Origin of the sequence: Dysgonomonas sp. 520 (assembly GCF_010501095.1) — a bacterium.
Taxonomy (GTDB): Bacteria; Bacteroidota; Bacteroidia; order Bacteroidales; family Dysgonomonadaceae; genus QVMP01.
Genome location: NZ_QVMP01000025.1, coordinates 46,918 through 69,017 on the forward strand (window position 1 = coordinate 46,918; position 22,100 = coordinate 69,017).

The window sequence follows — 22,100 nt, forward strand, 5'->3', positions numbered from 1 at the left end:
AAAAACAAAGCTCTGTCACTGCTAAAGTGACAGAGCTTTACTATTATTGATAACGAGAGTACAAATATACGCAATTTTTCGATATCGCAAATTTTTTCGAAAACTAATCCCGACAGAAACTTTACAGCTATCGTACGACAGGAGGTTCACTTAATGCTCCACCTTCGTTATAAAGCTGATTGTTTGGCAATCCTTTTTTGCCTGCACCTTCTTCCATCAGTTTTCTCAGTTCGGGCAGATGTGACCTGTAAACCTCTCTGGGCGTAGCATTATATTTCTTACCCAACGATGCAGCCATACCAACAACCTCGCCCATCATTCCCGTAGTCCGCATCACACGAACCGTACCTAAAGCAACATGCGTCACACTTATGTTTCGCCCTGCCATGAACAGGTTGTCAACATTTCGCGAATAGAGGCAACGATACGGAATACCATAAGGATAGAAAGCCCTGTGCCTGGCCTCCGATTTAAATTCCCTTCCCGGAAATTTTTTCGAATTTTCAGGATCGGGGAAATGCAGATCAATAGTCCAGGTGGTTGCAGCGGATGCATCTTCATGAAATACGTTCTTAGTCAGATCATCTTGTTTCAGGATATAATCGCCAAGCAATCTTCTCGACTCCCGTTTTCCGGCAATATATGCTACCCAATCCAACCTCAGGTTGTTGTACTCCTGATTATTTTTCTTTTCGTTTTTCAAAAAACTCCAATTAGAGAAAACAACCAATAAACCATAATCCCTGACACGTTCAAAATCCTTAATCTGGTCGAAATTCATACCCGTTTCCCATTGCCACTCTCCCATCTTCACTTTTTCGCAATTATCTTCCGTGAATTCCAAACCATACTTAAACTTAGGAAAAGTTACCTTATTTTTTTCTTGTGCAGAATACCACTGCACAGACGAACCCATAGTCATTTTATCGGCTGTTTCGGGAGCCATGTCTTCGCCATAATCCGAACGGCTTTCACGCCCCATCAGAAAATCGGCTCCTGCCAGATAGCCGATTGTTCCATCGCCCGTACAGTCGGCAAAATTAAGACCGCGAAACTCGATCTCCTTACCATTTTCAATATGTTTAGCCACAACCGATTTAATTTTTCTGCCATCCATCGTCACATTCATTGCACGATAGTTGAGAAAAACCTCTATATTTTTTTCCGCCGATACAAATTTCATTTTCTTATCATCTTCATAATATTCGGCAGGTTTTGCATTCCCGAAACGTTCAGGGCCAAATTCCTTAATCAGATTTCCCAATTCTTTATAAGGTCCCGATTCGATGCGTCCACCTAAATGCACCCTAATCTCCGAGCTATTATTGCCACCCAAAACAGGACGGTCGTTTATCAAGGCTACTTTACACCCCAAACGTGAGGCCGAAACAGCCGCACACATCCCGGCAATACCTCCGCCCACTACAACCAGGTCGTATGTGCCTGCATTTTCCGGCATATCGGGTATATTCGTCATTTTTTTTCTGAAAGCCTCCAATTCTGCTACATCAGAAGGTGGCGTATCATTTTCATCTGTTGCGAAATAGATAGCATCGCACCTACCGTTAAAGCCTGTCAGGTCGTGCAACGCAATATTGGCATTACCTTTTTTCACCGAAACTTTGCCGGCCGATTGCCACATCCAAGCATCTCCTCTGGTTCCAAGATCGCCCGAAACTTTCTTTCCATTTACTTTCAACTGAAATTTTCCGGGACCTTCGCCTCCAAACCACGGAGAAGTCCAATTAAAAGTTCTCACATATATATTGTATGTTCCTCCCTCAGGAAAATAAACGGTGGTTGAAGCATCCTCAACCGGACGTCCCAAACCATGAGCCATAAGATAAGAAGACCCCATCAAATCCATAAATTGCTGGTCAACTACCCATCCGCCTTTATTCTCGAAACTTTCGGTTTCTACAAATAAATTATGAGCACTGAATGTATTGCATAAAAATAAAATTGAAACAAGAAAAATAATTTTTTTCATATCAGTGTATTATAAATTTAAAAGAAATAATTCAAAATAAGCGATGTAACAAAATTATGACTAAATGGAATAAGTCTATTGTTCTAATGTATCAGATTTATTGCTATTTGTAGCATCGCAAAGACTTCTACAAGCACCAACTTCGCACAGGTTTTCAATCTCTCAAAAAGGTTAAATCGCCCATCCACAATACTGTTGCGACAAATATGTATGCTTATGCGACAAAAACTAAAGCCACGCTTCAGTTTTTATAATGAATAATTTTTTCGTGCAAGCTATCCTCTTGCCGATCCCTTAGCTTTGCTTATATCAAAAAACCGAACAAAACTAGTGAACAAAAAATTCTAGAAAATTATTAACTTAATATCTGTATAGTTATGAAAATGAAAAAATTTTACTCATTATTAATTTTAGCCTTGTTTGCCGTGAATGGAGCAATGGCGCAATCATCAATAACACCGGACGGTACTTCAATAGTTATTGATTTGGATGTTGCAACTCCTTTAGGAGCTCAGTATAATCCAGATGCTGATAAATACAATCATGTTTATAACATAATAGGAACAATTTTGACTGATGCCGGCTTTACAAACGAAAAAGCAACTTGGGATGCTGTTACAGATGTAAAGTTAACAGGCGATGCTGAATATTCTTGGATGGATCTACGTGCTGTACGCAATAGATTATTGAATATGGTAACCCTTGACCTTTCCGAAACAAAATTGGTTAATAATAAAATTCAAGGGCAGTTGGCTTGGTCTGGAGGAAAATACGTTGAATCTGGTTGGCCTGCAACCGGTACAGGTGCTTTTGCTGCTCTTACCCAGTTGACTACAGTTAAGTTCTCTGACAATATGACCATTATCGGAAAGTGTGCATTTGCAACTTGTTCCAACCTTACAAACGTTGATCTACCTTCAGGACTTGTTTCAATAGAAACAGAAGCATTCAGGGCTTGTACAAAATTAACAATACCTAACGGACTTCCGGCCGGAATGTCTGGTTCTTTAGGGAACACGTCTTTCTACGGTTGTCCTAATTTAGTTTTGACAGGCGATTTTCCCGCAAACTTAATGATTGCTTCTTCAACACAGGTATTTGAGAACTCTAGCAAAGTTGCATTCAGTTCCATTGCTGGAAGAATGCCAACGGATGGTTCAAAAACAAAATATGGCACTAATGTATTTAACAACACAGGATTAACGTCAATCGTAATTCCAGAGGGTATTTATTCTACAGATCAAAACTCATTCTATAATTGTAAAAACTTAGTGGAGGTTACATTCCCTGCAACAATGGGAAAAAACAGAGATAAATATGCTCCTGATTGGCAACCTGCAATATCCACTATCGGACAAAAAGCATTTGCTTTACCAGCCGGAAGCTCTATTACCCGTAAGTACATTTTCTTAGCTGAAACACCACCTCAAGGTGGAACATTTGCAGCTCCAAGTCCATCAACTGCTGTTTCAGCCGATGCTTTCAATATTGGAGATGTAGTGGACGCAACATCTGTTGTACTTGTTCCTAATGCCACAGCAGTAACAAACTTCATTGCCGTAGCTCCTTTCGACCAAATGAACGTAAGAGCCAAAATCAACACAATCGATGTTACCGTTGGTGAGAATGGCGATGTTTCTACAACTTATGGAACTATCGAAGAAAACAAAATTGACGCAGAATACGGTAAAGAAATTACTTTTGACATTGCCCCAAAAACAGGCTTTGTTGTAGACGTTGCTACGCTAGACGGAGAGCCTGTTACTGTTACGAACAATAAAGTAACCTTCACCGTAGAAGGTGCTGCTGCCAGAACTCCCGGTCACGCTCTTGTTGTTACGTTCAAACCAGACTCAACTGTTTCTATCAACGACGAAAACGGTGACAAAGTAGTTGTTTCGTACAATTCAGGCATTGTAACTGTTGAAGGTGCAACCGGTGTACAAAAAGAAGTTTACAATGCTATGGGTCGCCTTATTGTTGTAACAGACGCTGACAGCTTCGACCTATCGGGATATGCTCAAGGCATTTACTTCGTGAAAATTGGAACACAAACATCGAAAATATTAAAAAAATAAGATGTGATATAAAAAAGTAACTTTTTTCATACGATCAAATCCCCTGCTGTTTTAGTGCAATAGCAGGGGATTTCTTTTCTGGTAACACTTTCAGGGCAGTTGTGCAACAAATCTAAAACCATTTGCTACAATTATTCAAGCTATCATACATACATGAAAGACTAATTTCTAAATCTACAACTCATTCTTGTTTAAAAGCTACATCTTTGATTCAGGAAAATATGTAAAACAAATTATATCGACTATTTATTATGAGGTACTTTAAATTATTATTTATGCTGCCCCTGTTCTTTTTACTGAGTTGTTCGAACACCGACAAAAATGTAGAAGAAGTGGATGTTTGCATTTACGGGGGAACATCGGCTGGAGTGATTGCAGCATATACGGCCAAACAAGCCGGAAAAAGCGTGCTGCTCATCGAACCGGGAAATCATCTTGGAGGAATGTCGTCCGGCGGATTAGGTTTCACTGATATTGGCAACAAATATGTTGTTCAGGGATTGGCTCGCGATTTTTATCGTCGTTTGGGTTCTCACTACGGAAAACTTGAACAGTGGATATTTGAGCCATCTGTTGCCGAAGCCATATTCAACGATTATGTAAAACGTGCCGATGTAGATGTCTTGTACGAGAACAGGTTGTTAGATGTGAAAAAAGAGGGAAACAGGATAACGGAAATCATTGTGGAAAACTCTAAATCGCCAAATACTTCTACAAACAAAAAAATAAAAGCCAAGGTCTTTATTGACTGCTCGTATGAAGGAGACTTGATGGCTAAAGCGAATGTATCCTACATCGTTGGCAGGGAAGATAATAAAACATATAACGAAACATACAACGGCTCACAATTGCTCAACGGGCATCAATTTCCTGACGGAATTGACCCTTACAAAGTGAAAGGTGATTCTACGAGTGGACTTATCTGGGGAATATCCGATAAGGCAATTCAACCAAACGGAACAGGCGATAAGAAAGTGCAGGCATACAATTATCGAGTGGCATTGACAAATAGAGCCGAAAACTTAGTTCCGATTACAAAGCCGGACAATTACGACCCTGCCCGATATGAGCTGCTGGTCAGGCTAAAAGAAAAACAACCGTGGAACAAACTCTACGACATTTTCATCTGGCAAATAATGCCCAATGCAAAAACCGATATAAACAATTTTGGCGGCTTCTCTACCGACATGATCGGCGCAAACTGGAATTATCCCGAAGCAAGCTACGAAGACAGAGCCAAGATTGTAAAGGAACACGAAGATTATACAAAAGGGCTTTTCTACTTCTTAGGAAATGACGAACGCATTCCTGAACATATCCGCAAAGAAATGCAAACATGGGGTTATCCGAAAGACGAATACACAGACAATGGCAACTGGTCACATCAGCTCTATATACGTGAATCGAGACGCATGATAGGCGAAAAGGTAATGACGCAACATCATTGTCAAGGCAAGGAGATTGCCGAAGATGCCATTGCATGGGCGGCATACACGATGGATTCGCACAATTGCGACCGCCATGTGGTAAACGGAATGGTAAAGAACGAGGGAAATGTGGAAGTCGGAGGCTTTCCCCCCTACCCTATTTCGTACAAATCCATCACACCTAAAAAAGAAGAGGCTTGCAATCTGCTCGTTCCTGTTTGTATGTCGGCATCTCACATTGCCTACGGGTCAATCCGCATGGAGCCTGTGTTTATGGTGATGGCTCAATCGGCTGCGGTTGCTGCTTGCCATGCTATAGACAACAACACGGATGTTCAGAATATTGACATAAAAAAACTACAAGAGATAATTGCAAACAACCCTCTTGCCGATGGCAGTACTCCTGAAATTTTGGTTGATAACGACAGTAAAACATCCGTAACAACCGTCGGAAACTGGAGCTTCAACTACGACACATACCGTGGATACGGGTCGAACTTCTTTGTTGACGATTCGAAGGGTAAAGATCCTAAATCAATAAAATATACGCCCAACGTAGTTAGCGAAAGTGAATACGATATTTACATCTATTTCCCTAAGTTAGAAAATGGCTCTAACAAAACAGCGGTAACAATATCGGACGGAAAATCAATTGAAGAAAAAACAATCTTCCAGTCTGATGTTAAGGTAGAAGGTCAAACACTAGGCGAATGGGTAAAACTAGGCAGATACAATCTACCTGAGGGCAAAAATGCTTATGTGGAAATTTCAAACAAGGGAGCGGATAATGTTGTCGCTGCTGATGCCGTATTGTTTTTACCTGTAAGAAAATAAATAATACCAATCAGTAGTTGAAAAGTGTTCTTTTATTTTATATAATACACTGCGCGGAATTAAAATTCCTTGCATTCCTTTTGAGTCGCCTTCGCTCCTCGATTGTTAATTGACCAAAGCCTCAAAAGGAATCAAAAAGGCTTTCTGTGACCAAGGTTTCTTGCCGACCCACAAACAGCTTTTTGTTCGTGTCGCTTATCTGCGCTGTGTGGGTACCCCGTCAATCAGCCTGATGTCACGTTTAAACCCGTTAGGCGAAACGGCATCTGCTTCGCCCGAAAGTAGGGGCGTAAAATTTTACGCCCGAATGTCAGGGCGAATGTTTATTCGCCCCTACACAATGTCGAATAAAAAAGAACGTTTTTGCTATAATAAACTCAACTACTGATTCACATAAATAAATACATAATAATATGAAGAAATTATTGATCGCTTTATCCTTGTTTTGTGTCTCATTCGGATTGAACGCACAACAAAAAAGCACAGAAGATGCGAAGATGGAAAAATTCATCAACGACTTACTAAAGAAAATGACTCTTGATGAGAAAATCGGTCAGATGAACCAATTGAATTGGGGAGATATCAGCGACAGCATCAAAACAAGAGTCAGAAACGGGGAAATCGGTTCTTTCCTCAACATTTACGACCCTGTACAGGTCAACGAAATGCAAAGAGTAGCCATTGAAGAAAGTCCAAATAAGATTCCTCTCATCATCGGGCGTGATGTTATTCACGGACTTAAAACAATCTTCCCTATTCCATTGGGACAGGCAGCATCTTTCAATCCTCAGGTTGTAGAAAATGGAGCGAGAGTAGCAGCCATCGAATCGAGAGAAAAAGGTATAACATGGACATTTGCTCCGATGTTAGACATTTCGCGTGATGCTCGCTGGGGACGTATTGCCGAAAGTTTGGGTGAAGACCCTTATCTCGCGGGTGAACTGGGTGCTGCCATGGTCAGAGGATTTCAGGGTAAGAGTCTTTCCGATCCTACATCTATTGCCGCATGCGTTAAGCATTTTATCGGTTATGGTGCTGCCGAAGGTGGGCGGGATTATAACACTACGAATATTCCTATCCACTTGCTGAGAAATGTATATCTCCACCCTTTTCAGAAAGCTGTTGAAGCAGGTGCAGCAACCTTGATGACCTCTTTCAACGATAATGACGGCATCCCAGCATCAGGAAATGGCTTTTTACTGAAAGACATTCTTCGCAACGAATGGAAGTTTGACGGATTTGTGGTTTCCGACTGGGAGTCTATGCGTGAAATGATTCCCCACGGATTTGCCAAAGACCGAAAAGATGTGGCTATGATCTCTGCAAATGCGGGTATCGACATGGAAATGGTAAGCGAAACATATCCCGATTACCTGAAAGAGCTGATCAATGAAGGAAAAGTATCTATGACTGACGTCGACAATTATGTCCGCAACATACTCAGGGTAAAATATCGCTTAGGCTTGTTCACAAATCCTTATGTTGATACTAAAAAAGCATCAGCCACTTATTCTAAAGAACATTTGCAAACAGCAAGAGAGGCTGCCATACAATCGGCTATTCTGTTGAAGAATGAAAATGTATTGCCACTGAAAGAGACTCAAAAGATAGCTGTTATAGGCCCAATGGCTGATGCTCCGCACGACCAGATGGGTACATGGGTTTTTGATGGAGAAAAAGCACATACTGTTACTCCCTTAAAAGCATTGCAGACGGAATATAAGAATATCAATTATGTATACGAGCCTGTTCTGAAATACTCAAGAGATAAAAATACTTCTGATTTTGAGAAAGCTAAAAAAGCTGCAGAATCGGCAGATGTTGCGGTTGTGTTCTTGGGTGAAGAATCAATACTATCGGGAGAAGCTCACTCGCTGTCTAACATCAATCTGATTGGCGTTCAATCCGAGCTGTTGAAAGCCGTAAAGAGCACAGGAAAACCTGTTGTAGTGGTAATTATGGCAGGCAGGCCTTTAACCATCGAAAGAGACTTACCGTATGCGGATGCAGTTCTTTACAATTTTCATCCCGGAACGATGGGTGGACCCGCTATTCTTGACCTGCTTTATGGCAAAGCAAATCCTAGCGGCAAACTCCCTGTGACTTTTGTTCGTGAAGTGGGGCAAATACCAATGTATTACAATCATAACAACACGGGGCGTCCTCCTCAATGGATTCCGAAATTGGAAGATATTGCTATTGAAGCTCCTCAAACATCACTGGGAAACACTTCTTTCTATCTGGATTCGGGAGATAAACCGTTATACCCATTCGGGTATGGATTGTCGTACAGCAAATTTGAATATTCCAACCTGGCGTTGTCAACCACCGAACTTGCGATGGGAGGCTCGCTCACAGCCAAAGTCACAATTAAAAATACAAGTAATGTGGATGGCACTGAGGTAGCGCAACTTTATGTTCGGGATTTGGTAGGGTCGATCGTTCGCCCGGTAAAGGAGCTCAAAGGTTTCCAAAGAGTAAGCCTAAAGGCTGGGGAATCGAAAACAATAGAATTTAAAATATCAACTGACGATCTTGCATTCTGGGGTCGTGATCTTACAAAAAAAGCCGAACAGGGTGACTTCGATCTTTGGATCGGGACAAATAGCGCTGATGGCTTGAAAGCTAAATTTGTGGTTAAATAAAATAGTTGTAGTTAGTTCTTTCTAACAAGAAAAGAGGTGTGTTCCAAAAGTAAGATTGCACTATCAAAGTGTTACTGATTTTTGTCATTCTGAGTGCAACGAAGAATCTGTACTTTCTAAAACAGATCCTTCACTTTGTTCAGGATGACAAAAAGACATTGGAATTTACTTTCGGAACACACCTCTTTTTCATTTGAATTTACACTAGATCAAATTCTTATAGTTTAATTTCACTTTTTCAGTAACTTAAATGTTTTCACTTCTTTTTCTCCTTTAATTATCAGATAATAAACACCCGTATTGAAACCTGACATATCAATTGAAGAATCTGAATATTTAATTTGATTCTCAACAACTATTCGTCCTGTTGTGTCAATTATCTTCAAACTTAAAGCTTCGTCAAAGTCCTTTATCTTTATAAAGAGATTCTCTTTAACCGGATTCGGATAAATTACTATTCCTCCATCTTGTTGTTCTGTGATGCCGGAACCGGCAACAGTGAAACTGCGGGTCGATGTGGAGTTTTGCTCCAGTCCCCAACCGTTGACAGCCTTTACGAACCATGTATGCGCACCTAGATCGAGCAGATTTTCCGTATAATTGGTTGTTGTTACCTGTGCACGGGCACTTCCGTCAATATAAACCTCATAGTATGCTATGGCCGATTCGGGATCGCTACTTCTCTCCCACGTAAATGTTACGGAATTCTTATCTGTTGAATAGTCATTTTCAGGTGTAAGCAAATCGAAACTTAAAGGAGGTGTATCATCGTCCACTCCAAAACCCTGTATTCCAAAGCCGTAATGAAACAATGGGTTTCCAAAGATAGCAGGCACTTGTTCATCGTTCGCTATTTTCTCCCTGATTTGGGCACGATGAGCCTCCGTAGCACCTATATCGTATGGCAGTTCCCAACGTTCGGTAGCTGTATTGCTATGATAAATATCTAAATTGTCCACCCCTACTTGCTCCTGAGAGCGAGGCAATTGGAAAGGAAGTTTTCCGCTTGGAGCAAAATCTCCAAAAATACATTCGGCTACCGCCTGACCTATTCCGTTTCCACCTCGATATACAACCATAACCGCATCAGACAATTCTACCACCGGAGTCAGAACATAAGGACGAGGCAATATAACTACAGTTATAACTTTCACGCCTTTGTCGTGTAGATCTCTGATAACAGACAACTGTTCTTCCGGTATATTCGGGTTTTTATCATCCCAATCTGTACCATGTGTATACGAATTTTCACCTATTACAACAATTGCCGTACCTGCTTCACCCTCATTGTCAAGAACAATAATACCATCCTTGCTACCTCTTTCTTCAATAGCCTGCAAATATTTTTTTGCCTGAGGGTTATCGTAATAAATCGACTGCCAGATCACATTTGGGTCGTCATGCTGGTTCTCCCAGGTTCTTCGTTGCCCTGCAACCAAAAGTTTCTCTCCTGCATTCATTTTCAATGGCAACACATTATCGTTAGTCAATAACGTTATCGACTTACGTGCCGCATTCAGAACTATATCGTGATGTTTTTCATTTGTCCAGGTGCAAGTTGGGTCGTCATAAGGGTTTTCGAACATACCCATTCTGATTTTCATATCCAACACACGGCTTACGGCATCATCAAGGCGTTCCATGCCAACGGCAGCAATCAATTCGTCAAAATCGGTTCCAACTCCGGCCTGATCACTTTTCGACGGAGCTCCACCTAATACGTCTATTCCTGCTCCGATGCTTTTAATAGATTGTTCTGTGTTTGCTGCCAGCCAATCGGTTACAATAAATCCTTTATAACCAATCTCATTTCTCAGATAGTTTATAATTAATTTGCTTTCATTTGCCCCTGCATTCGAAGGGTCCAGAAATGGAGAAGTACTGTATCCCGGCATCACCGATATTGCATTGGCATCAACAGCAGCATACCACGGTTTCATGTGATATTTTATCGTAACCTCATCATATTGCGTTGGTCCTTCGCCTCCGGCTCCCTGACCCGCCCAGTGTTTTACGGTGCTTATCATCGAGTGAGGATTCACTTCAGGACCTCCCTGCATACCGCAAATCATAGCACGTATCATAGCTGCTACGTCATCGGCGTTTTCGCCCCCACCCTCTTGCAAGCGTGGATACAGCACTTTTGTTCCCACTTCGGCCAAAGGCGCAAGTGTTCCCGTAAAACCAAACGATTTTTGTTCTATTCGATGCAAGTTTGCACATTGATACGCCAAATTCATGTCACGGGTAGCCGCCAACCCCAATTGTGTAGGATATATCGTTTTCCAGCCATGCATTTTGTCACCCAAAAAGGCAACAGGAAGTCCCATTCTTGTTTTTGAAGCGGCATACTGAGCATCACGCATACCATTCTCAACTCCGTAAGAGAAAGCAAATCCATCCAGAGGATTATCATTTCCGCCATAAAATAGCTGAGACAACTTTTCTTCTATCGTAAGACGCCCCATTATGTCATTCAAACGTTCTTCGGGGGTTAACCGCCAGTCCTCGAATGGTTCGATAGTGCCATTTTTATTCATATCGCGACAGCCATCAATAATATCGATACCATCGTCATGTTGCTCTATGTGTGGAATATACAAGCCAAACTGTTTCTTATCGGAGAATTTAAGACCATCGGCAGTGGTTGCGATAACATACCATTTGTAAGTCCAACGGTCAACCAAATCCTGATCCATTGTGAAAGAATTGGTTGTCGCATCGCCTACTTTCGTATAACGGTCTAATAAATTTCCGGAAGCATACCATTCGTAATCGTTACGGGTTATATTAACAAATATTTCATAATTAGTAGCTCCTTCACATTCTTGCCAACGCAAAACCGGACGGCGAGTATCAATTATCATTGACCCATTATCCGGACTTGACAACAAGAAGTCGATTTGTTCCGGAGGAAGAATCGATACATTTATATCGTCTGTCACAATAGCGTTTTCATTATCCACCACTGTCAGACGGAATTTATAATCGCCAAGAACCAAGCCTGTCGCCGTTGTTTTTGCCGAATTGGGACTTGTAAACACAGCATCAGCGGGTCCACTTATCTGTTCCCAACCATAAGAAATAATTTCCCCGTCACGGTCTATACTTTTCGAGCCATCAAGTTCAACCTCATTCACCGGAGAATAGGCCTGAATATCAGGACCTGCGTCTGCCACCGGGGTTTGATTGCCAAAAGTTATTATCGGCGTAAGTTTCACTCCGACAATCATATTTTCATATACTGTTGTGCTTAAAGGCACACCTTTGATCGAGTCTGTCTCAGTACCTTCTTTCAAGGTGAAAAAGTCAATATCGAAATTCCCCCTGAAGTCGAGCAAATCTATTTTCAAAGGACTGCCTTCGTTGTATGACAAATCAATAACCTCGTCCTTGTTCTGAACAATCAATTCGCTTTTGCCCGTGAGATCGGCAGGGGTCAATCGCACTTTCAGGTATTGAACATAAGGCACTTCCATCTTGATAGGAACTTGCTTCAACTCGTCAATGCCATAGGCACGAAACTCCCAGAAAGAATAACCGTGCTCGGTGCCCCGCTCTATTCCCTGCATTCGCAGATAACGTCCTTTCTTGTTCAGATCGGTAGGGATAACCTCTTCCCCACCCTGACCGTTGGTGATGTCGGCAATAATTTCAAAATCATTAAAATCCTTGTCGTTTGATATCTGGATTTGATATTTCTTACCGAAAGCTCCTTCCCAATCTATTTCGACACGGGAAATATGATATTCCCTGCCCAAATCGACTGTCCACCAAGCATTGTCTTCATGTCCACTGCCAAAGCGGGTTTCGGTGTCTCCGTCATTTCCTCCCATAGCATCGGTCCATTCATGATCGAGAGACGATGCCCAGCTGGTTTTTCCTTGACTTACAAGTCCTTTATCAATTGGTATTCCGGGAGTAAGCTCCACTCCGACAACCATATTCTCATATACAATAACATCCAATGGTGAACCTTTAATCTGTTCCGTATCAGAGCCTTCCTTCAATGTATAAAAATCAACAATGAAGTTTCCTTTTACATCCAATAGTTCTACTTTCAGAGGACTGCCAACATTGTACTTCAGGTCGATAACCTTACTCTCGTTTTTAATCTCAATCTCACTTTTCCCTGTAAGGTCGGCAGGGGTCAGTTTTACTTTAAGATACTCTACATTAGGAACTTCCATCTTAACAGGAACTTCCCTTAATTCGTCAAGACCATAGGCACGGAATTCCCAGAAAGAATAGCCGTGCTCGGTTCCTCTTTCTACTCCCTGCATCCGCACATAGCGCCCTTTCTTGTTCAGATCGGTAGGGTGAACCACTTGTCCACCCTTGCCGTTAGTTATATCGGCGATAATTTCAAAACTTTTGAACTCCTCATCGTTCGACAGTTGAATCTGGTACTTCTTCCCGAAAGCACCTTCCCAGTCTATTTCGACACGGGATACGTGATATTCCTGTCCCAGATCGACTGTCCACCAGGCATCGTCTTTATGCCCACTGCCAAAACGGGTTTTTGAGTCTCCGTCATTTCCATCTGAAGCCACCGTCCAATCATGATCCAGAGACGAAGCCCAACTTCTCTTCCCCTGACTTACAAGTTCCTGAGCAAAAGAGATTTGCCAAGCTGCAAGCAGTACTATAATCGAGAAAATTATTTTTTTCATGGTTTATTTCTTATTTTACAATTTTATAAGTAACTGATTCTCCACCTTTCGAAATCAGTGCAAGAATGTAATAACCTTTATTAATACCATAAGTATCCAATTCTATATGTAACATATCCCGGATGTCTTTCTGCAATATCACATTTCCGGCTACGGAATATAGTTTCAGGATTTCATATTCTTTATTTTCAGGAATTGATACTATCAGCTTATCCGAGAATGGGTTTGGATAGACTGAAACATTCACTTGCTCCGCATCTGATATTCCATTTATGCCTTCAACATATACCCTGACATTCTCGGATGCACTTGCTCCTCCGTTATCTGTAACTGTCAAGCGGAAGATATACAGTTTACCTTCTTCAAATCCTGTTACAGTTGCGTTAGGGTTCGCATTCTCTTGAGATATAGCCAACTTGTTGTTCGAGTCTATTTGTTCCCACTCATATTTCACGATTGTACCGTCAGGGTCGTACGATTTACTTCCGTCCAGCGTAACTTCTTTCTGAGAGAAAGGTATAGTCAAACTGTTTCCCGGATTGGCAATCGGAGCAAAATTACCTTGCATCACAACCACTACCACTTCGTCCGAAGCGGTGAAACCATTACTGTCAACTATGGACACTTCGAAAACGTATGTTCCCAGTTGTAGTCCCGAAACTTGTGTTGTTGCCTGATTAGCCGCCTGTATAGTAACCGGAGAATTAGAATCAAGCTGCTTCCATTCATACGAAACTATTGTTGAACCATTGTATGTTTCTGCTTTAGCCGAAAGCGTTGCCGTTGTTTCGGGTAGTTTGATAACCTGATCGGCTCCGGCATTCACCTCCGACGGCACTTTCTCTCCCTGAAGCAAAGTAAATTTGTATGAACTGATATTCATACCCGTGCGGTCAATCATCACCCGCATGATTTGCTTACCTGCTTTCAGTGGAATGTCGGCAATATGAATGTCTTTATAATCGCCCCACGATCCGGTCGATTCAACAGAAACAGAACCTGTCATGTCCACCCCGTCGAAGAATATGCGGAAAGCACCTCCGCCTGCCGATGAGAAGTTAGACGACATGGCATAAACACCCGTTTCTTTCACGTCAACTGTATATTCGAGCCATTCGCCAGTGTTTGTCCAGCCGATATTGCCATCGCCATTTGCCGTATTTTCTGTTTCAACGCCTGTTTCCTTTCGGTAGTTATCTCCTCCTGCTACTTCTGGCTCGTTGTCATGGCACGAAATACCCAATCCTCCGTGATCGAACTCAACCGCACGTATTTTATCTTGTGGAATATTCCAAGGTGTACCGTTGAATGGAGTTTGTTCTGTTGCCAAAACTTCAATATTCAAGACAAAAGGTTCGCTTTTGTTCCCTTCATTATCTGTTGCTATGGCTTTCAATTGCTTCATTCCGGACACTGTCGGTTTATATTCTATCTCGAATGGTTCGGTATATGCTGTTCCTATAAGCTGATCTTCCATATAAAAATCGACACTCAACACATGGCCATCCTTATCGCTCGCAGAAGCCTCTACTTTAATTGTTTTATTCAAGGCAATTTTGTCACTGTCCTCATAATTCGTAATGCTGACAGTCGGTCTTTGAGCGCCTATTATCCTTGAATTATAAAACCTTCCGGCTCCAACCTTGATGGTTTCAATCACAATACCATCTTTATATATCTTCACATCAACATCCTCACTTTTAGCATTGTAAAGCAAATAAGTCAGTTCTCCTTTCGCATTTTTATAAACTGCACCCGAAGGTATACTTGTATGATAGCCTTCTGCCGGAACACCATAAGTAATCATGGCATTGCTCATATAATAGTTCGTAGTTGTGTTAGGATGATTCCGCCACTCTGTTCCTGCTTCGCCATCCTGTTTGCACAATTTATCAATCCATTGAGCTGCATTCTCAGGATCGGTATAATTCATTATATTCAGATGGTAACCACCAAGATAAGGTCCCATCGCCCTGATGTTATCGTACGGATCGTCGTTGTCGTGCATTGGTTTTTCATCCCAGTAGAAAGTGGTTCTGTCATGGAACATAGACTGGTTGATCTGTGTCATTTTCTCAGGGTTCAGTCCGAAATTTGTGTAGAAGAAATCGACAGGGCATGCCTGAATTCCCAGTACCCAAGCCGGATCGCCCGCAAAATACGTTGCCCAAGCCAGATTGTCGGTACGCACAATACCCACATAGTCGTGTTCGTAAGTGGAAGGGAAATTCTCGTCGTAAAGATCGAGCCAATACTCTCCGGCAGACATTACTTCGAGCATATACCCCATTGCCCCGGCATCTATTATCTTTTTGTCATTCAGCTCAACGCCTAACATGTATATTCCAAACCAAGAGTTAATAGCCTCTGAGGTAGACTCCTGATTGTTTCCTCCGCCATCACCTATTCCTCCGGCAAAAGAGTGCCCCAGATAAGGGTCAAATGTTCTTAGGAATGGCATAAACGTATCGCCATCTTTCTCCCAACGTTCCCAGTTCGCATAATTCCGGGCAACTAGCTTCGCCATACCGGCATAGTCACGCTTAAATTCTTTATCCACCATCATTAGCCTTGCCGTTCCCACTGCGAAATATCCATTGTGGAAATGTACGTCATTGAATCCCTGCGATCCGTATCCCGGAGGAAAACCAATCATTGCCCCGAAATTAGGATATTGAGCAAAGAAACGTTGCTTTGCATTTCTCTCCGACTCGTCGAACGTATACCAATCCACAAATTCATTTTTAAGGTTATTTTTTATCTGGTCGAATCCTGAGTGCCCCAACGATTTGGCCATCAACATCAATGTGCTGTTTTCACCCAAACCTTTTGCATACGTATTTCCGTTCACGGTATAATGCTGTGAAGAATAATCCAATAGGGAAGATAATGTTTGTTGCCTGTCTTCAGCCAAATCTAACGGTTCGGGCAAATAAGGAGGCATACCCCCAAAATTGTATGAAAGAGAGAAGGACTTGGAGGCTGCCGTTTGCATTTTACCTCTAAAAATCTGGTAATCTGCTCCGGAAATAAAATTAAAATTCTTGTTCGTCGTCCGATAGTGATGTGGCAAGAAAGACATAAGCACTTCCTGATCTTTTGCCCCGTTATCCAAGTTTTGAGCATCCATATCGAAGGTGGTTACAATTTTTCCTTCCTCCACTTTATACTCATAGTTGAAACGCACATCGCCCGGTTTGTTTCGGGCATACTGATCGTAAGTTTTCAGGAACGACCTGTCAGGAAGAACCGATATGACAACATAACGTTTGCTTCCCGAAATTTCGACTTGATAATCACCACCGTTCGACCGGTGTATCTTGCTGCCACTTGGCGCATGAACACCATACACACGACCATCGTACTCGATGGTAAATGTATTCAGGTTGGCGGGAAAATCATCTACCAATTCACCGTTTACATTATAAACTGAAGATTTTGACTCCGGCGCAAGAATCGGATAAATATCTTTCATCTCTACATACATGAACGGAACTCCATGAACCAGAGTCGCATCCATAAGTTTTCCGTTGTTTTCACTTCTTAGGGTGAAGCCAAGATCGTTCCAGTCGTATACTTTGGCACTTGCAGTCTTGAAATCAGGCGTATAGCCGGAGCCTCCAAACTCATTATCTGTAAAGATAATTTCATCGCACATGATAAAACCCCATCCGCCTCCGCTATTGTCCACAATACGGATTTCGGCTTGTTTTCCTTTATATTCTTTTACATCCCAGGTTTTTTGCGTCAACGTTCCACTATTTTCTCCTGTCGAATATCGAACTCTCTGACCGTCAACAAATAACCCTACATAAGTTTCATCCGGATAGTTTCCTCCGCCAACATACATGCGGATGTAATCTTTATCAACGGTAAAAGATGGCGAAGTCATTGAAAACTTCGCTGCATCACCTTTAAATGTATTGACAAAACGGTCGCCAATATATCCATTGGGAGTTGGGCTTTGTGAGATTTCACTCGTTGCCATCGGTCCCGGAATGTTATCCGAATTTGTAGTTACCATCCACCCTTCAGGCCAGGTAGCACTTTCAAAATCGGCAAAAATAGTACTGGCATTATTTGCCTGTATCTTAGTTGTACCATTAACTTTCAAAGGGGTTCCTCTGTTCATTCCTCCTCCGTCAAAACCTTTCGGATAGAAAACATTGAATCCCTCGGCGCTTGCGGTAAGCATATACGGATATGCCCAAGCCTCACTGCCGAAGCGATCTCCATCTGTTGTCACCGTTACTGGTGGAACATGATACTCCGGCTGAATTCTTCCGGTTCCACGGAAGATGAATTCCGTCCACCAATCGTTTGTTGGAATAGGTCTTCCTTTTACATTTTCGTGAAGATTCAGTTCATCCCATGCCAATTCGAACCATTTGGCCGGATGTGCGAAATAGCCATCGTCGTAAGCCACCGATTCGGGTGGATATTCGGCATAACTACCCTTCCCTACCGATATCTGCCGTTGGGCATTTACGATCAAAAAAGGACTGATGAACAATAATAAAAACAGAAATCTTTTCATGATATTAAATGAGTTTGTAATAAATAGATTCAAGTTGAATGGAAAATGTATTTTCCGTATATTACAAATGTATCACCATTCCACCCGCGAAGACAAATATTTCACCTCACTAAAAACTCATTTAGAAAGACTAAATAACTCAACAATACTACAACAGGTAAAAAAACGAAAACTATACTAATCTAAAGGACAGAACATTATCGAACAAGTGTGTATAATATATCTTTTCAATTGTTACATCACACATCCAGCAGGTCATTCAAAACGCAGCAATTTTTGTCAATGTTTTTTCAGGCGAAATAATTGCAAAAGGCCAATAGAAAACATTGCTGATATTTGCAAATCTGATAAAAAACAAAAGCTATTTTAGGATGGAATAGTATGAGATATCGAATACTTATTTTTTGTTTGTATCTTTGTATTCTGAAGATAGTGACAAGTATATACAATAATAGCATACAAAACCCAAATTGATGAAGAAAGTATCCATAATAACTATAAATTTGAATAATAAGACAGGTTTGGAAAAAACTATAAAAAGTGTAATCTCCCAAACCTCCCACAATTATGAGTTTATTGTCATTGACGGGGCATCGACAGACGGCAGCACCGATGTGATGAAGCTATACGCCGAACATATTACATACAGCCTGAGCGAGCCCGACAAGGGGATATATGAAGCCATGAATAAAGGAATTAAAGCTGCAAAAGGTGAATACCTTCATTTTCTGAACTCCGGCGATATATATGCCTCCGATACTGTTTTGGAAAATGCTTTCAAGGAAGATTGGCACGACAGCTTTGTTTGCGGAAATTTTTTCTACGATTTTAGTGGTGAGCTTGTAAAATATGGTATATATAAAAATCGGGACTGGACTTTTTCTCTCTACGATATATTTTCGGATGGACTATGCCATCAGGCATTTTTTATAAACCGAAAAATGTTTGACAAATATGGCTACTATGACGAAAAACTACGAATTGCATCCGATTTCAAACTATTTTTCATTGCAATTGGCTTGCATCACGAGCCGGTGAGGTATGTAGATGTTGATATCGTAATTTACGATACGGAAGGTTTCAGCAGCAATGTGGGCGGAAAAGCCATTCTAAGGGAAAAACAACTAATTGCGCAACAAGAACTGTCGGAGCAAGTATTCAACAAGATTAACTATCTGCATTATCTGCAAAGAAACGCTTACATTACAGAATTTACTTTATCCAAGAAATGGATCCATTTCCTATTTAAAGTATTTAATAAAATATGTACTACCCTTAAACTTACTAAAATAAAAGAATCGAATCCAAAAGTAGATTGATTTTACAAAATTCATAAAACCCCCAAAGTTCTTCTTGCCTTTGGTTTTCTCCTTTAACCATCAGCCTTAAAAGTAGAAACCTTTTTCTATCAATACATATTTGTATTGTCATTGAGTCGCTTTCGTTCCTCGAACGTTATTTCTGAGTAAAACGAAGGATTTGAATTGAAATATACAGATTTTTCACTTCGTTCAAAATGACAAAACGGATATAAATCTTATAACAAATGAGTTAACATCATATACTCGGCATTGAATAAAAATAAAATTATAAATTATGACAACTCTATGGCAAACAAAATGTTATTATAGTAAGTATAATTTATAAATGTAATGGACTCGATACTAAAAAAGAAAATTATAAATAAGGTTTTAGCAAAAATACCAACATACATCAACCCTGTCGATTTTTTGCATGATGTGCTCAATATCAGTAAAGAATCTATTTACAGAAGATTGAAGGGGGAAATTGCTTTTACTCTGGAGGATCTCGTTAAAATATCTTCCAGTCTATTTATCTCTCTCGACGATATAATTTATGCAGATCAGAACAACGACTTGGGCAAACAACCTATTGTATTCCAATCGCGTTCGGATGAATTATTCGAGCCGAAGAAAACTTTTGTCGAGTTTCTGTCCACATATTTGCAGAATATAGACGAAACGAGTAAGGCTCAGAATGCGGAAGTTATGGTTGCTGCAAATCGCCTCATGATTCTGACTGCCGTATCTTTCGATCATCTTTTTAAGTTTTATTACTACCGATGGATACATCAGACACAAAGAATGCCACTCGAATTTGGCATGTCGAGTGTTATCCTGACCGACGAAATTATTTCTTTACAAGAAAAGCTCAAGACTCATATCCCTTCAGGGAAACATACTTATATATTGGATTTTTATTTTCTGGAGAGTACAATCCGTGAGATTCAGTACTATTATTACAGACAACTAATCACGGAAGACGAGATGCTCTTGTTGCAAAAAGATTTATACAGATTTGTTGATGCGATGGAGTATGCTGTAAGCCGGAAAATAGAATATGTAGGTTTTTCGAGCAATATATATATATCCTCCACTCAGATAGAATCGTCAGGGTTGTACTGTAAATGTGATGATGAGCAGCTTGTTAGTCTGTGGATATCTTATGGTGTTAGTATAAGTTCCGATAATCCCAGAATATGTAATACATATCGTTCATGGTTCAATTCGTTAAAAAAATACTCAAGTCTGATAAGTGGAACTAACGAAATTTTACGAACAAAATTTATTGACAGGCAACGCAGCCTTATCGAAAATATCAAAAATGCTAAAGACAAAGATTATTTTTATGAGTAACAATATAAGGACATCAATCATCAACAAATTATTGGAGTTAATGCCTCCTCAAACAAAACCTGTTGATTATCTATCTGATATACTCGACATCAGTAAAGAATCTGCATACCGTAGATTAAGTGGAAAAATGTCTTTCGACATCGAAGAACTGGTCACACTATCAGAAGAATTAGGCTTTTCGTTGGATGAACTTGTAGCTTTGAGTGACAGGAACAGTAAGATAGTGATCGACATAAAAGTTGAGAAAGACCCCAAGCAAGGTTTCATGGAAAGGATGAAAAGATTTAAGAAAAGCATAGACGACCGCCTCTCGGACGAATATTCCTACTCTGTTGCTGCCCTGAATTATTTACCGTCAGAACTTTGTGTTCATTACAATAACTTATTCAAACTGTCTTATTACATTTGGTTGTATTGGAAAGACCAGAATTTGCACAGAACGAAATATTCGGAAGTGGAGATTTCTCCGGAATTGGAAAAACTGAGAAAAAGCATAGAATCTAATGTAAAACAAACAAAAAACAATACACTTATTTTAGATCCCAATGTTTTTTTAGGCCCGTTGAATCTTGTGCTTTATTTTCATAGCCTGAATTTGATAACTGAGGACGAAAAAAAGGTTATAAAAGAAGAATTACATAGCATGCTCGATTCTATGGAAAAGGAGATCAGATGTGAAGATTTGCTTGATGTGAGAAATTTTTATTATTTATCCAATCTGAATATCGACGTCAACAGCGGGTATTACTCCTGGAATGATAACACTGCCTCTTTTTTTTCGTTCAATTTTTTCAACCGGATAGTCATTAATAAACCCGAAATATACGAAGCTCACAAAGAGTGGTTTCTTTCTCTAAAAAGACATTCCATCCTGATTACCGGATCGGACGAAATGGCTCAAGCAAAATATTTCAGAAAGCAACGGGAATATGTAAACCGCTTGTGAACTCAGAATGCTCTTCAGCATCTTGTAAAATGTACTCACCAAGAAATAGAGCGATAGGTTGCCAATGCAGAAAATGAGAGTTAGTTTCTTCAAGAGAAAGGGACTTATATAATGAAACCGTCTAGACTTTTTCGTTTTATTCAATTTTGTCATCCTGAGAGTATCGAAGGATCTGTTTTTTNTTTTTTAGATGTTTCACTACGTTCAACATGACAAAAACTCAAAAATTAAGTATAATTTAAAAAGTCTAGATGACTTCAATGGTTTATATGTAACAATAAGCATCTTCAACTTAGCAACGGGTAGTTGGATC

General features: G+C 40.5%; 10 protein-coding genes. 7 read left to right on the forward strand and 3 right to left on the reverse strand.

Translation table 11 applies throughout. The annotated features are described in order from the left end of the window. Nucleotides 1-127 precede the first annotated feature (127 nt). A complete protein-coding gene (locus D0T56_RS14000) occupies nucleotides 128-1,990 on the reverse strand; it encodes an FAD-dependent oxidoreductase (protein ID WP_163320787.1) in 1,863 nt (620 codons plus the stop codon). 383 nt (nucleotides 1,991-2,373) lie between these two features. Between D0T56_RS14000 and D0T56_RS14005 the strand changes: the two genes are divergently transcribed. From D0T56_RS14005 to D0T56_RS14015, 4 genes are all read left to right on the forward strand, one after another. After that, nucleotides 2,374-4,068: a leucine-rich repeat domain-containing protein gene (locus tag D0T56_RS14005; RefSeq protein ID WP_163320788.1), complete on the forward strand. Its 1,695-nt coding sequence runs from the start codon at nucleotides 2,374-2,376 to the stop codon at nucleotides 4,066-4,068. A gap of 251 nt (nucleotides 4,069-4,319) precedes the next feature. Continuing rightward, a complete protein-coding gene (locus tag D0T56_RS14010) occupies nucleotides 4,320-6,329 on the forward strand; it encodes an FAD-dependent oxidoreductase (protein ID WP_163320789.1) in 2,010 nt (669 codons plus the stop codon). Nucleotides 6,330-6,561: 232 nt separating this feature from the next. Beyond that, entirely contained in the window at nucleotides 6,562-6,717 is a 156-nt protein-coding gene (locus D0T56_RS16650) for a hypothetical protein (RefSeq protein WP_221412361.1), read from the forward strand. A gap of 25 nt (nucleotides 6,718-6,742) precedes the next feature. Then, nucleotides 6,743-8,974 carry a glycoside hydrolase family 3 N-terminal domain-containing protein gene (locus tag D0T56_RS14015; protein WP_163320790.1) on the forward strand — a complete coding sequence of 744 codons (2,232 nt, stop codon included), beginning with the start codon at nucleotides 6,743-6,745 and terminating at the stop codon, nucleotides 8,972-8,974. A 230-nt stretch (nucleotides 8,975-9,204) separates the two neighbouring features. Here the strand turns inward: D0T56_RS14015 and D0T56_RS14020 are convergent, their stop codons facing one another. Together D0T56_RS14020 and D0T56_RS14025 are read right to left on the reverse strand one after the other, a co-directional pair. Next, a complete protein-coding gene (locus D0T56_RS14020) occupies nucleotides 9,205-13,647 on the reverse strand; it encodes a discoidin domain-containing protein (protein WP_163320791.1) in 4,443 nt (1,480 codons plus the stop codon). Nucleotides 13,648-13,657: 10 nt separating this feature from the next. After that, nucleotides 13,658-18,184, reverse strand: a complete 4,527-nt coding sequence (locus D0T56_RS14025) for a glycosyl hydrolase (RefSeq protein WP_163320792.1) — start codon at nucleotides 18,182-18,184, stop codon at nucleotides 13,658-13,660. 473 nt (nucleotides 18,185-18,657) lie between these two features. Here D0T56_RS14025 and D0T56_RS14030 point away from each other — a divergent pair, with 473 nt between their 5' ends. The 3 genes from D0T56_RS14030 (at nucleotide 18,658) to D0T56_RS14040 (ending at nucleotide 21,787) form a co-directional block, all read left to right on the forward strand. Then, complete coding sequence (locus D0T56_RS14030) at nucleotides 18,658-19,503, forward strand: glycosyltransferase family 2 protein (protein ID WP_163320793.1); 846 nt, start codon at nucleotides 18,658-18,660, stop codon at nucleotides 19,501-19,503. A 333-nt stretch (nucleotides 19,504-19,836) separates the two neighbouring features. Then, nucleotides 19,837-20,841 (forward strand): helix-turn-helix domain-containing protein, encoded by a 1,005-nt coding sequence (locus D0T56_RS14035; RefSeq protein WP_163320794.1) that lies wholly within the window; start codon nucleotides 19,837-19,839, stop codon nucleotides 20,839-20,841. After that, complete coding sequence (locus D0T56_RS14040; protein WP_163320795.1) at nucleotides 20,834-21,787, forward strand: helix-turn-helix domain-containing protein; 954 nt, start codon at nucleotides 20,834-20,836, stop codon at nucleotides 21,785-21,787. Before D0T56_RS14035 ends, D0T56_RS14040 begins: the two co-directional genes overlap by 8 nt. Nucleotides 21,788-22,100 lie beyond the last annotated feature (313 nt).